Source organism: Sulfitobacter sp. OXR-159 (genome assembly GCF_034377145.1).
GTDB lineage: Bacteria > Pseudomonadota > Alphaproteobacteria > Rhodobacterales > Rhodobacteraceae > Sulfitobacter.
In genome coordinates, this window is record NZ_CP139707.1 from 1,941,813 (window position 1) to 1,954,784 (window position 12,972).

General features: G+C 62.2%; 10 protein-coding genes. 2 read left to right on the forward strand and 8 right to left on the reverse strand.

Going from position 1 to position 12,972, the window contains the following annotated elements; translation table 11 throughout:
* Positions 1-43: 43 nt before the first annotated feature.
* From T8A63_RS09960 to T8A63_RS09990, 7 genes are all read right to left on the reverse strand, one after another.
* Complete coding sequence (locus T8A63_RS09960) at positions 44-619, reverse strand: holin family protein (protein WP_067626980.1); 576 nt, start codon at positions 617-619, stop codon at positions 44-46.
* Positions 610-1,221 carry a holin-associated N-acetylmuramidase gene (locus T8A63_RS09965; RefSeq protein WP_322343684.1) on the reverse strand — a complete coding sequence of 204 codons (612 nt, stop codon included), beginning with the start codon at positions 1,219-1,221 and terminating at the stop codon, positions 610-612. Before T8A63_RS09965 ends, T8A63_RS09960 begins: the two co-directional genes overlap by 10 nt.
* Before the next feature lie 82 nt (positions 1,222-1,303).
* Entirely contained in the window at positions 1,304-1,747 is a 444-nt protein-coding gene (gene ccmE / locus T8A63_RS09970; protein WP_067626977.1) for a cytochrome c maturation protein CcmE, read from the reverse strand.
* Positions 1,744-2,772: an N-acetyl-gamma-glutamyl-phosphate reductase gene (gene argC / locus T8A63_RS09975; RefSeq protein ID WP_322343685.1), complete on the reverse strand. Its 1,029-nt coding sequence runs from the start codon at positions 2,770-2,772 to the stop codon at positions 1,744-1,746. The genes ccmE and argC overlap by 4 nt, the downstream gene beginning before the upstream one ends.
* Before the next feature lie 38 nt (positions 2,773-2,810).
* Positions 2,811-3,620 (reverse strand): glutamate racemase, encoded by an 810-nt coding sequence (locus T8A63_RS09980; RefSeq protein ID WP_067626719.1) that lies wholly within the window; start codon positions 3,618-3,620, stop codon positions 2,811-2,813.
* Between the two features lie 9 nt (positions 3,621-3,629).
* The gene (locus tag T8A63_RS09985; RefSeq protein ID WP_322343686.1) at positions 3,630-4,502 is read right to left on the reverse strand and encodes a lysophospholipid acyltransferase family protein; all 873 of its coding nucleotides are present in this window, start codon (positions 4,500-4,502) and stop codon (positions 3,630-3,632) included.
* Between the two features lie 57 nt (positions 4,503-4,559).
* Positions 4,560-7,976, reverse strand: a complete 3,417-nt coding sequence (locus tag T8A63_RS09990) for an indolepyruvate ferredoxin oxidoreductase family protein (protein WP_322343687.1) — start codon at positions 7,974-7,976, stop codon at positions 4,560-4,562.
* 169 nt (positions 7,977-8,145) lie between these two features.
* Here T8A63_RS09990 and T8A63_RS09995 point away from each other — a divergent pair, with 169 nt between their 5' ends.
* Together T8A63_RS09995 and purL are read left to right on the forward strand one after the other, a co-directional pair.
* Positions 8,146-9,057 carry a LysR family transcriptional regulator gene (locus tag T8A63_RS09995; protein ID WP_322343688.1) on the forward strand — a complete coding sequence of 304 codons (912 nt, stop codon included), beginning with the start codon at positions 8,146-8,148 and terminating at the stop codon, positions 9,055-9,057.
* 284 nt (positions 9,058-9,341) lie between these two features.
* A complete protein-coding gene (purL, locus tag T8A63_RS10000) occupies positions 9,342-11,501 on the forward strand; it encodes a phosphoribosylformylglycinamidine synthase subunit PurL (RefSeq protein ID WP_322343689.1) in 2,160 nt (719 codons plus the stop codon).
* Between the two features lie 209 nt (positions 11,502-11,710).
* Here the strand turns inward: purL and T8A63_RS10005 are convergent, their stop codons facing one another.
* Complete coding sequence (locus T8A63_RS10005) at positions 11,711-12,970, reverse strand: VWA domain-containing protein (protein ID WP_322343690.1); 1,260 nt, start codon at positions 12,968-12,970, stop codon at positions 11,711-11,713.
* Positions 12,971-12,972: the final 2 nt, after the last annotated feature.

Genomic DNA, 12,972 nt, shown 5'->3' on the forward strand with positions numbered 1-12,972 from the left:
AGCCATGGCAAATCAAACCTAGGAAACGGTCAATCGGTCGCAGTCAGGCGCGGCTGCGGCGCCATGCGTCTAGGGCCGCGTTGTCCGACGGTGAGACCACAGCGAGCGCCAAGCGACTGTCGGCACCCGTGTCGGCCACATGGGGGCTATCTGCGCGCAACGCGCGCAGGGTCTCGATATTCTCCACCACCTGCGGCACCCGCGCGATGGTGCCCACGATGGCGCGCTGAAACTCCTGCGATTTCATCTGCTGCCGCGCCCCGAAGTAGAAGGACACGATCACGCCCAACAGCCACCAAAGCGGCTCTGGCACCAGCGCGATGCCCTGCATCCGTTCGGCAAACCACAAAGGGTTAACCATTGCCGTAACGAACAGCCCCAAGGTGCCGAGCGCAAGCATCGGGCGGGGCAAACGGTTGATCCCATCCATGAAGCGGTCAAAGCCGCCCTGCCGAGCTTGAGCGAACTCCGCCCCATATTGCGCTATCGCTTGGCCCTGCACCGCATGGGCACGCTGCGCCCCGGCCTCGGCATTCTCGCGAAACACTTCGACCGTGTCGCGGATGACATTGCGCTCGCCGCCGAAAACCGTCGTAAAGATACGTTCGATCAGTCCCATTGTGCCACCCTCCGTGCGAAATCTGCGTCGCTCATGTGATATTGCGGTGCGATGAACTCTTCGGCGCGCCGGACCCAGCCGCCCTTACCGCCTGCCCGGCTGCGCGCGTATTTGCGGCTGGCGGGGCGGCGGTCCGCAAGGCGGAAGTAGTAGTTGCGCCGCGCGATACCGTAGGCGTCGACCAGATGATCAGTGGCGGCCTGCCACGCGGCATGGGCGGCGCGGATGGTTTGCGGCCCGATGGCACCATCAACCGCGATCTCTTGCCCCATCTCGCGCAGCAAGCTTTGCAGGATCTTCACCGCATTGCTGCCCGCATTAACATACATGTCAAAAACGCTCGGCTGCAACGGCGCGGGCAATTCCGCGATGCGCGGGGCGTTGAAGTAATGTCTGACAAAGATATCCACCGCCTGCGCGCGGCTAAGGCGGCGCACATCGGCCGCATCGACCGCGCCATCCCCCGTCAGATCCAGCCCCAATCGGCGCATGGTATGGATCGTCACCCCGAATTTCGTCGCCCCGCCGGGGTCATCGGGATCATTCACAAAGCCGCCCTCCCGGGCGACGATGGCGTTGGCGATCTCTCGAACGGTCTGCATCGCGGGCTCTCCTGTCTTGGGTGCAAACAGGCTCGGCCGGATGGGTTAACGGGGGCTCAGCCCCGCGTGCGTTGCGCGCAGATCACCCTTCGGGCTCGCGGTAGACGCCCTGCTCTTTCAGCGCGTCCGTCACTTCCTTGGGCATGTAAGTCTCGTCATGTTTGGCAAGGATTTCAGAGGCTTCGAAAGTCCCATCGATATAACGCCCGGTGCCGACCATGCCTTGGTTCTCTTCAAACAGATCAGGCAGCACCCCGGTAAAGACCACCGGCACCGAGGCCCCGCCATCGGTCACGGCAAAGCGAATCTGTTCGCCCTGTCCACGCTTCAGTGACCCTTCCTCGACCAGCCCGCCAATGCGGAACACCTCTGCCGGGCCGGGCGGCTCGGCAATCACTTGGCTCGGCGCGCGAAAATAGTTGATCCCGTCGCGCAGGGCATAGCCGATCAAGGCGGTGGACAGCACCAAGGCCACCGCTGCCACCGCGATGATCTGGATCCGGCGCTGTTTCTTGAGGCTCTTCATGGGAACAGCGGGGCCATCATCAGCCCCTCGGTTTCCGGCAGGCCGAGCATCAGGTTCGCGTTCTGCAACGCCTGGCCGCTGGAGCCTTTGGTCAGGTTATCGAGCGCCGCGACCACTGTCGCCCGCCCGGTCTGACGGTCAGCGACCACGCCGATATGGCAGAAGTTCGAGCCGCGCACATGCCGGGTGCTGGGCGCTTCGCCGAAGGGGAGAACCTCGATAAAGGGCTCATCTGCATAAGCGTTTTGCAGCGTCTCATAAATCGCCTGCGCGTCGCCTTTAACATAGCAGGTTGCCAAGATGCCGCGGTTTGCGGGCACCAGATGCGGGGTGAATTGCACCTGCACGGACCGCCCGGCAATGGCCGAGAATTCCTGATCGAATTCGCCCAGATGCCGGTGCGTGCTGCCAAGCGCATAGGCGTGATAGCCCTCGCTCAATTCCGCATGCAGCAGGTTTTCCTTGAGCGAGCGCCCCGCACCGGAGACGGCGCATTTCAGGTCGAGGATGATGTCATCCAGATCAATCACCCCCGCCGCAATCAGGGGGCGCAGGGCAAACTGCCCCGTGGCCGCGTTGCAGCCCGTTCCCGCCACCAGACGCGCGGCGGCGATTTCCGCGCGGTAGAATTCGGTGAGCCCATACACCGCCTCTTTCTGCACATCGACAGCCGCGTGTTTGTTGCCGTACCATTTGGCGTAATCCTCCGGGTCGCGCAGGCGAAAATCGGCAGAGAGGTCGACAATCTTCAGGTCTTTGGGCAGCGCCGCGATCACCTCTTGGCTGGTCTTATGCGGCAACGCGCAAAAGCACAGATCAATCTGCGAAAAGTCGATTTCTTCAATCGTGACCAATGTGGGCAGATCAAGATGGCGCAGATGCGGAAACACCTCGGCCATCGACTGCCCCGCCTTGGAGTTCGCCCCCAAAGCGGTGATTTTCATCGAAGAATGGCCAGCGATCAGCCGGATGAGTTCTGCCCCGGTATAGCCGGAGGCGCCAAGAATGGCGATGTTCTGGGTCATGGTCTGTCCCCTTGTTCGGAACGAAATATAATTGGAGTTCAGGCGGCGGTGAATGTGATCTGTCGTCGCAGGAACTGCGTCGCACGGTCGCTCACCCGGGCGGGATCGCCGGTGGTGAGAAACGCCGCCTCGCCACTGCCCATCATATTGGGGTGCCGCTCAAGATAATCCGCCAATGAATCCGCCACCAACTCGGCTTGGCTAAACACTTTGACCTGCCCGCCCAAGGCCGCCTGAAACGCCTCCTGCATCAGCGGGTAATGGGTACAGCCCAAGATCGCGGCGTCGGGGTTGGGCATCTTGCGTTTCAACGCATCGACGTGGCTGCGCACCAGCGCTTCGGCGAGGATCATATCGCCCTCTTCGATGGCATCGACCACCCCGCCGCAGGCTTGAGCTTCGACATCCACCCCGATGGCGCGGAAGGACAGTTCACGCTGAAAGGCACGGCTTGCCACCGTCGCGGGTGTGGCGAAAAGCGCCACATGGTTCACCGCTACTTCGCGCGGCGGGGAGTTGTCGCCCCATTGGCGTTCGGTCATCGCTTCGATCAGCGGCACAAAGACGCCCAGCACCCGTTTGTCGCGGGGAATCCAACCCTCTTGCATCCGGCGCAGCGCAGCGGCCGAGGCAGTGTTACAAGCAAGAATCACCAGATCGCAGCCCGCATCAAACAGCCGCTGCACGGCGGCACAGGTCAGCGCATAGATATCATCGGCATTGCGCACGCCGTAGGGCGCATGGGCGCTGTCAGCGAGATAGACAAAATCCACCTCCGGCAGCCGTTCTTGCACCTTGTTCCAGACGGTCAGCCCGCCCAGCCCCGAATCGAAAATACCAACTGCCATGGTCTGTCGTCACCTGTCGGCTCTATGCCGTTCCTCAAACTCATAGCCAAGACCCTGATACTGGCCCGGCTTTGGTGACAACTCATAAGTGGCTTTGCGCAGGAAATCCATCATCGCTTTTGCGTCCCCCGCCAGCGGGTCAAGCATGGTGCGCGGAATCGGGTCGCCGATGGCCACGCGCACGGGGCTATCGACACGGGCGCGGAACTCTTTGATCAGCAGCCCCATTCGCAGATTGGCATGCAGGTGGCTGGCTATTTGGAACAACCGGCTGGTGTGGCCGTCGAAATAGATCGGCACCACCGTGGCGTTAGACTTGGCGATCATGCGCGCGGTGAAACTGCGCCATCCGGGGTCCATCGCTTGCGAAAAGGGGCGCGCGGCGGTGCTGACCGTGCCCCCCGGGAAGATGCCAATCGCACCGCCTTGGTCTAGATAATCCAACGCGGTCCGGCGCGTGGCGAGGTTCAGCGCCAGCGCGGCGCGGTCTTCGGCAAAGCTGATCGGCAAAAGATGATGCGCCAGATCCGGCGCTTGGCTGAACACCGCATTGGCCATGATCCGAAAGTCACCGCGCGTCTCGCTGAGGATATGGCCCAGCATCAGCCCGTCCAGAATGCCGTAGGGATGATTGGCGATTAGGATGACAGGGCCGCGCTTTGGAATATCGGCCAAGGACCCGCGCATCACATCCAATGTCAAACCACAGCGCCGCACCATGGCATCAAAGAACCCCAGCCCCGCGGCCAGATCGTCTTCGTAGCCCTCCGCCCGTTTTAACAAGGACACCCGCCCGGTGGTGTTTTCCATCAATCGGATGAGCGCCCTCCCGCCCCGAGTTCGGGCGGAATGGGCATAGCTTATGTCACGGGCGTAGGTCACATCTGGGCCTCAGGATCGCACTGATGCTCTCCCTAGCCCAGAAATGTAACAGCCGTATTACTCCGCTGCCTTGGCCGTGGAGGTGCCGCCCGCGCGGATCACCGCCAGCAGTTCCTCGCGGCGCTTCTCGGCCTTGGCTTCATTGGCCTGTTTCACCGGACCGAAACCGCGAATTTGCAACGGCAGTTCGGCCAGCGCCACGATGGCGTCGCGGGTCTGATCGGTCAGTTTGGGCAGTACTTCGGCCATGTCGGCCTCATACTGTTTGATCAACGCGCGCTCCATCTTGCGCTCGGCGGTATAGCCGAAGGGATCGAAAGGCGTGCCGCGCAGCCCCTTGAACTTCGCCATGACCCGCAGCGGCCCTTCGAGCCATTGGCCAAATTCCCGCTTCTGTGGCCGACCGTTGGGCCCCATCTTGGACAAGAGCGGCGGCGCCATGTGGAAGGTCATGTTGAAATCGCCGTCGAACTGCGCCCGCGCCTTGTCACGACTGGTGATCAACAGGCGGGCGACCTCGTATTCGTCCTTGTAGCTCAGGAGCTTATGATAGCCCATCGCCACCGCCGCCTTGACGGCACGGTCCTCAATACCGTCGAGCATCTTCGTGTAGCGCTTGGCCAGTCCCTTACCCTGATACTCGGTCAGGTGGTTCTCACGGAAGGCGATCTTCTCCCCCAGCGATTTGGGCAATTCCACCACGTTATCAGGCTGGCTTACCGCTTTGGCGTCTTCGGGATAGAGCACGGCCCAGCGGCCAATCTCAAACGCGCGCTTATTGCGCTCTACCGCCGCGCCGTTCATCTCGATCGCTTGCATCAAGCTGTCGAACGAGAGGGGCAGAAGGCCGCGCTGCCATGCGGCGCCGAAGATCATCATGTTGGAAAAGATCGAGTCGCCCAAACTCGCCTTGGCCAGATCCGAGGCATCAAACATCGCGACATCATCCTTCAAACGCGCTTCGAGCGCGAGGCTCAGCCGGTCATAGGGCATCTGAAACTCGGTATCGCGGGTGAAATCGCCGGTGATGATCTGGTGCGAGTTCACCACCGCACCGGTGCGCCCGGCGCGGGTCAGACCCAGTGTCTTATGGCCGGCGGAAACCACCAGATCGCCGCCGATCAGCGCATGCGCCTCGCCGGTGGCCACACGGATTGCGCTGATGTCTTCGGGACGTTCGGCCAGACGGCAGTGGATATGCACCGCACCGCCTTTTTGGGCAAGGCCCGCCATCTCCATCATGCCAGCCCCCTTACCATCAAGCTGTGCCGCCTGCGCCAGCAGCGCGCCGATGGTCACGACCCCGGTGCCGCCGACACCGGTGATGACGACGTTATGGGTGCCGTCGATCTTGGGCAGGTCCGGCATCGGCAGGTCGGGGATGGTCAGTTCGGTGGTCGGATCCTTGCGGATCTTGGCGCCTTCCAGCGTCACGAAGGAGGGGCAGAACCCGTCAATACAAGAGAAGTCTTTGTTGCACTGCGACTGGTCAATGGCGCGTTTGCGGCCCAGCTCGGTCTCGTTCGGCACCACGGCCACGCAGTTCGACTGCACACCGCAATCGCCGCAGCCCTCGCAAACGTCCTCGTTGATGAAAACGCGCTTGTCGGGATCCGGGAACAGCCCGCGCTTGCGGCGGCGGCGCTTCTCGGCGGCGCAGGTCTGGATATAGACGATGGCGCTGACGCCCTTGTGCTTGCGGTAGGCCTTTTGCACATTCGGCATCTCGGCGCGCTCGTGGATTTCGACACCCTTGAAGCGCGACAGGTCCACGTCTTCCTTCTGGTCATAGACCACGGCGAGGTTCTTCACGCCCATCGCCTTCAACTCTTCGACGATGCGGTAGGCGTCAAGGTCGCCCTCGTTGTGCTGACCGCCGGTCATCGCAACCGCATCGTTATAGAGGATCTTGTAGGTGATGTTTGTCCCCGCCGCGATGGCGGCCCGAATGGCCAGCACGCCGGAGTGGTTGTAGGTGCCGTCGCCAAGGTTCTGGAACACATGCTCTGTATTAGAGAACGGCGCCTCGCCGATCCAGTTCGCACCCTCGCCGCCCATATGGGTGAAGCCCGTGGTCTCACGGTCCATCCATTGCACCATATAGTGACAGCCGATCCCCGCATAGGCGCGGGAGCCCTCTGGCACTTTGGTCGAGGAGTTATGCGGGCAGCCCGCGCAGTAATACGGCAGTCGCGCGGCGATATCTTCGGCATTGTCCGACCGGCGTGCCTCGTTCAGCGCCTCAAGCCCCGCGCGGATCCCATCGGTCTCGCGGCCCTCTTCCAACAGAATGCCGCCGATCTTTTCGGCGATCAGAATAGGGTCGAGCGCGCCACGGGTCGGGAACAACTCTTCGCCATGCTCCATGCCCGCGCCACCTTTGTGCCACCCATAGACGCGGCGGTGGGTATCATTGAACAGCGCTTCCTTGATCTGCACTTCGATCAGCTTGCGCTTTTCTTCGACCACGACCACCAGATCAAGCCCGTCGGCCCATTCGTGGAACCCCTGCATGTCAAGCGGGAAGGTCTGACCGATCTTATAAGTGGTGATGCCAAGCCGCTCGGCTTCGCTCTCATCAATGTTCAGCAAGCTCAGCGCGTGAACCAGATCGAGCCAGTTCTTGCCCGCAGCGGCAAAGCCGATCTTGGCCCCGCGCTTGCCCCAGACGCGCTTGTCCATCTTGTTGGCATGAGAGAACGCCTCGGCGGCGAAGCGTTTGTAGTCGATCATCCGCGCTTCTTGCAGATGCGGCGTATCGCCCAGACGGATGCTCAGACCGCCATCAGGCATGTCGAACTCCGGCGTAATCAGCTTCATCCGGTTCGGATCACCGTTCACCACACTAGTGGCCTCCACGGTGTCCTTCATCGTCTTCAGGCCGACCCAAAGGCCCGAGAACCGGCTGAGCGCCCAGCCGTAGATGCCGTAGTCAAGGATTTCCTGCACACCGGCGGGCGAGACCACCGGCATATAGGCATCCACCATCGCCCATTCCGACTGGTGCAACACGGTGGAGGATTCGCCGGTATGGTCGTCCCCCATGGCCATCAACACACCACCATGAGGCGAAGTGCCCGCCATATTCGCATGGCGCATCACATCCCCGGTGCGGTCCACCCCCGGGCCTTTGCCGTACCACAGGCCATAGACGCCATCGTACTTCCCTTCACCGCGGAGTTCTGCCTGCTGGCTGCCCCAAAGCATCGTCGCCGCGAGGTCTTCGTTCAGCCCCGGCTCAAAGCGCACGTTATGCTCGGCGAGTTTCTTCTCTGAACGCTGCATTTGCAGGTCGACCCCGCCCAGCGGACTGCCCCGGTAGCCGGTCACATAGCCTGCGGTGTTCAGCCCCGCCGCGCGGTCGCGGACGGACTGCATCATCATCAGCCGAACCAGCGCCTGCGTGCCGTTCAGCAGCACCGGGCTTTTCTCAAGGTCGAAACGATCGTTCAGTGAAATCTTTTGCGTTGTCATGGCGGGCCCTCCCTAGCACGTCAGTCTTGCATGATTGCCTCCTATATAGGTCACAGATGCTGACCTGTATAGCAGTTATTCCGCAACGGCAGCCCTGCAGGGGACGGTTTGTGCTGTTTTCTCCCGGCTATTAAGGTAGGAGAAAGGCTGGGCAAGGAAAGTACGGGCCATGGATTGGGACAAACTCAGAATTTTTCACGCCGTGGCCGATGCCGGGTCGCTGACCCATGCAGGCGACAAGCTTAACCTGTCGCAATCTGCCGTCAGTCGGCAGATTCGCGGGCTTGAGGAACAGCTTAATACCAACCTCTTCCACCGCCACGCGCGCGGACTGATCCTGACCGAACAGGGCGAGCTTTTGTTCGACGCCACCTCGGCCATGGCCAAGCGACTTGACGCCGCCGCCGCGCGCATTCGCGACAGTGAGGAAGAAGTCTTTGGCGAATTGCGCGTGACCACCACCACCGGTTTCGGCACCCTCTGGCTCGCCCCGCGCTTGCCGAAACTTTATGAGCAATACCCAGACCTTAAGGTCGACTTGATGCTTGAAGAGCGCGTGCTCGACCTGCCGATGCGCGAGGCCGACGTAGCGATCCGCATGAAAGAACCAAGTCAGGCCGATCTGGTCCGCAAACGGCTGATGACCGTGCGGATGGGGCTCTACGCCAGCCCCGAATATCTGGAAAAACACGGCACGCCAGAGCGGATGGAAGACATGACCGACCACCGGTTGATCTGTCAGAACACCGACAGCGATCAAGTCGGTGCCGGGCTGCAACTAGTCAAAGAGCTGATGATGTATGACCTGCGTTCGCTCTTGACGGTGAACAACTACTTCGGCGTGTTGCAAGGCGTGGTGCATCACCTTGGCCTTGGCGTGCTCCCCAACTACCTGATCCAAGACTTCCCGCATATCGTGCAGGTGATGCCCGATATCGAATCCGCCGAAGTGCCGGTCTACCTCGCCTATCCCGAAGAGCTTCGCCAATCCAAGCGCGTCGCCGCCTTCAAGGATTTTATGCAGGAAGAGATCATAACCTACCGCAAACAATGGCGCGAACGGGTCGAAGGCGACAACTGAACCGCAGCCCCACCGCAAGCCATGCAATAAGCGCATATCGGCCATGATGACTTGCGATGTTAAATAGCCTTGATTTGAACAGCCCTGCCTCCTATTTCACCATTATGAAGATTGACAGCCTGAGGGCGCGTCGCTTCATACCTCCCTGTTGGACTTGGCCGAGCTTTTAGCTCGGCCTTTTTTTTGGTCCATCGCCTTCTTTCAGCCCACAGGCGGCCAAAGCCACTTCCCCCCCGGCATTTCCCCTTGTATGAGGGCGCAAACGCGCCAGCCGGGGAATTTCCATGCAAGATCCAGCCATCACGCCCGACCTTATCGCCAGCCACGGGTTCACCCCCGAGGAATACGCCGAGGTCGTCAACATCCTCGGGCGCGAGCCAAACTACACCGAGATGGGCATTTTCTCTGCCATGTGGAACGAGCATTGCTCCTACAAGTCCTCCAAGAAATGGCTGCGCACCCTGCCCACCGATGGCCCGCAAGTGATCTGCGGCCCCGGCGAAAACGCAGGCGTGGTCGATATCGGCGATGGCCAAGCGCTGGTCTTCAAGATGGAGAGCCACAACCACCCCTCCTACATCGAACCCTACCAAGGTGCGGCCACAGGCGTCGGCGGCATTCTGCGCGATGTCTTCACCATGGGTGCGCGCCCGATTGCTGCGATGAACGCGCTCAGCTTTGGCCGCCCTGATCACCCCAAGACCCGCCAACTTGTACATGGCGTCGTCGAAGGCGTCGGTGGCTATGGCAACTGTTTCGGCGTGCCGACCGTCGGCGGCGAAGTGCGGTTCGACACAGCCTATGACGGCAACTGCCTCGTGAACGCCTTCGCGGCGGGCCTCGCAGATGCCGACAAAATCTTCTACTCTGCCGCCTCCGGTGTCGGCATGCCGGTGGTCTACCTCGGGGCCAAAACTGGCCGCGACGGTGTCGGTGGCGCGACCATGGCCTCCGCCGAATTTGACGACACCATCGAAGAGAAACGCCCGACTGTCCAAGTCGGCGACCCTTTCGCCGAAAAGCGCCTGATGGAAGCCACGCTCGAGCTGATGGCAACCGGCGCCGTGATCTCAATCCAAGACATGGGCGCTGCGGGCCTGACCTGCTCCGCCGTGGAAATGGGCGACAAAGGCGGCCTCGGCGTGCGCCTCGACCTTGAAAAGGTCCCGACGCGGGAACCGCATATGACGGCCTATGAAATGATGCTCAGCGAAAGCCAAGAGCGTATGCTCATGGTCCTGCGCCCCGAGCTTGAAGCCGAAGCCAAAGCGGTTTTCGACAAATGGGACCTCGACTTCGCCATCGTGGGCGAAACCCTCCCCGAGGACCGTTTCCTCATCTGCCTCCATGGCGAGGTCAAAGCCGACCTGCCGCTGTCGAAACTCGCCTCCACCGCGCCGGAATATGACCGTCCTTGGGTCGAAACCCCTGCCGCCGCCGCTTTGTCCGACGCGCCCAGCATCGACCCGATCGAAGGCCTCCGCGCCCTAATCGGCTCCGTGAACCACGCCTCCAAAGCGTGGGTCTATGAGCAATACGACACGATGGTCATGGGCGACACCGTCCGCCTGCCCGGCCTCGGCGCTGGCATCGTGCGGGTCCATGGCACCGACAAGGCGCTGGCCTTCACTTCCGACGTGACCCCGCGCTACGTCAAAGCCAACCCCACCGAGGGCGGTAAACAGGCCGTGGCCGAAGCCTATCGCAACCTCTGCGCTGTGGGCGCCAAACCATTGGCAACAACAGACAACCTCAACTTCGGCAATCCCGAAAAGCCCGAAATCATGGGCCAGTTCGTCGGCGCCATCAAAGGCATCGGCGATGCCGTAGGCGCGCTCGACATGCCAATCGTATCGGGCAACGTATCGCTTTATAACGAGACGGACGGCAAGGGCATCTTGCCCACGCCCACCATCGGCGCGGTCGGCCTGATCGACAATATTGACCAGATCATCTGCAACCAGCTGTGCGAGGGGCATGTGGCCCTCTTGATCGGCAGCGCGGGCAGCCACCTCGGCCAATCCGCCCTGCTCGCCGAAGCCTTCGGCCGGGCCGAGGGCGATGCGCCCCGTGTCGACCTCGTGGCCGAACGCCGCCACGGGGAATTCATCCGCGCCCAGTCAGGCCAAATCTCCGCCTGTACCGACCTTGGCGATGGCGGCCTCGCCCTCGCAGCCTTCGAGCTGGCCGAGACCGCAGGTATTGGCATCGAGATCGAGAGCGATGACACAGCCACCCTCTTTGGCGAAGATCAGGCCCGCTACCTTGTGGCCTGTACCGCCGAGGCCGCTGAGGCCCTGATCGCCGCAGGCAAAGAGGCCGGCGTGCCCGTGGCCCAAGTCGGCGCATTCGGTGGAGAGGAGATCAGCTTCGGCGCGGCCTCTGCACTGCTGGCAGATCTGCGCGCCACTTACCGCAGCACCTTTGCGCAAGCCTTCGCCTGAACCTCTGGTTTCGGAGCCGCCCTTGCTTGAGACCAAACGGTCGCGCGCAGGGCGGCGGGGCAAGCTAAATCGCCGAGGGGCCCCTTCAGGGGATGCGGCTATTTCGCTTGAGCCGACGACAGGCGGGTGACAGGCCGGGATCAATCAAGGGGGGTTCCGAAACCTTCTGGTTTTGGAGAGACCCGCAGCCGGCTCCCTCGGCCTCGCGCCTAGCCATCCGCGTTCAACCCCGCCAACATGCGCGCCTTTTCGCCCAGATCATCGGGGCGCGAGATCGCCTCGGCCAAGGCCTCCAACGACGCAATGGAATGCCCCGCGCGAAAACTATCGACATGGGGCAACATCGCGCGGATGCCCGCAGCCTTGGGCGCGAAACCGTCCCAGCGGAGCAGCGGGTTCAGCCAAATCACACGCCGCGCGGTGAGTTGCAGCCGCTGCATCTGGCGGGCCAGCTCCGCCGGATCGTCCCTGTCCAGCCCATCTGTAATCAACAAGACCACCGCGCCCTGCCCCATAACCCGCCGTGACCAATCGCAGTTGAACGCTGCCAGCGCGGCCCCAATGCGCGTCCCCCCCTCCCAGTCCTGCGCCTGCGCGCCCGCCGCTGCCAGCGCCGCATCCACATCGCGGGTCGCAAGATGCCGGGTGATATTGGTCAGCCGCGTGCCAAAGGTGAACCCGTGCACCTGTGCCCAGCCCGCGCCCTTGCTGTTGGCCACCGCGTGCAGGAAATGCAGGATCACCCGACTGTATTGGCTCATTGAGCCTGAGATATCACAGAGCACCACAAGGTTGGGATAGCGCGCGCGCGGAGTCATCCGGTAGAGCCGTTCCATCTCTCCCCCGCGCCGCAGCGCCGCTTTCATCGTGCGTGCCACATCAATCCGCCCCTGTGCCGCTGCCACATTCCTGCGGCTCGGCATCGGCGGCACCGGGAGTTCCAGCTTGGCCAACATCCGCTTCGCCTGAGCCATCTCGGAAAGGCTCATCTGTTCGAAATCCAGCGTCCGGAGCCGCTCGCGCGCCGACATCGTGAGGCTCGCATCGACTTCAATGAGGGTCTCTTCCGGCTCGGGCTGCTCTTCTCGTTCCGGCGCTTCGGCCCCGTCCAGCAGGGCTTCTGCCGCGCGTTTCTCTGCCGGGGTTGCGGGGCGGTCCTCTTGCACACTGCGGATGGCGGGCAGCATCGCGGCCATCATATGTTCCAGATAGCGCGGATCGCGCCAATAAAGCCGGAATATCTGCGCAAAAACCCGCGCCTGTTCAGGGCGGTTCACGAAACAAGCGTGCAGCGTCCAATAGAAATCACGGCGGCTGGTGAACCCCACGGCGACGACAGCCTCCACCGCCTCCACCACGCGCCCCGGCCCGATGGACAGCCCCGCCCGCCGCAGGGCGCGGGCGAAATGAGTGATATTCCCCGCCAGCTTCGGGTCGTCCGGCAGGTCGAGGGGGGTCTGCTCAGCCATCC

Excerpts from the sequence above, each read along its gene's own strand:
- T8A63_RS09980 (WP_067626719.1), bottom strand. The coding sequence starts at position 3,620 with ATGGCAGTTGGTATTTTCGATTCGGGGCTGGGCGGGCTGACCGTCTGG.
- ccmE (WP_067626977.1), bottom strand. The coding sequence starts at position 1,747 with ATGAAGAGCCTCAAGAAACAGCGCCGGATCCAGATCATCGCGGTGGCA.
- purL (WP_322343689.1), top strand. The coding sequence starts at position 9,342 with ATGCAAGATCCAGCCATCACGCCCGACCTTATCGCCAGCCACGGGTTC.
- T8A63_RS09960 (WP_067626980.1), bottom strand. The coding sequence starts at position 619 with ATGGGACTGATCGAACGTATCTTTACGACGGTTTTCGGCGGCGAGCGC.
- T8A63_RS09990 (WP_322343687.1), bottom strand. The coding sequence starts at position 7,976 with ATGACAACGCAAAAGATTTCACTGAACGATCGTTTCGACCTTGAGAAA.
- T8A63_RS09995 (WP_322343688.1), top strand. The coding sequence starts at position 8,146 with ATGGATTGGGACAAACTCAGAATTTTTCACGCCGTGGCCGATGCCGGG.
- T8A63_RS10005 (WP_322343690.1), bottom strand. The coding sequence starts at position 12,970 with ATGGCTGAGCAGACCCCCCTCGACCTGCCGGACGACCCGAAGCTGGCG.
- argC (WP_322343685.1), bottom strand. The coding sequence starts at position 2,772 with ATGACCCAGAACATCGCCATTCTTGGCGCCTCCGGCTATACCGGGGCA.
- T8A63_RS09965 (WP_322343684.1), bottom strand. The coding sequence starts at position 1,221 with ATGCAGACCGTTCGAGAGATCGCCAACGCCATCGTCGCCCGGGAGGGC.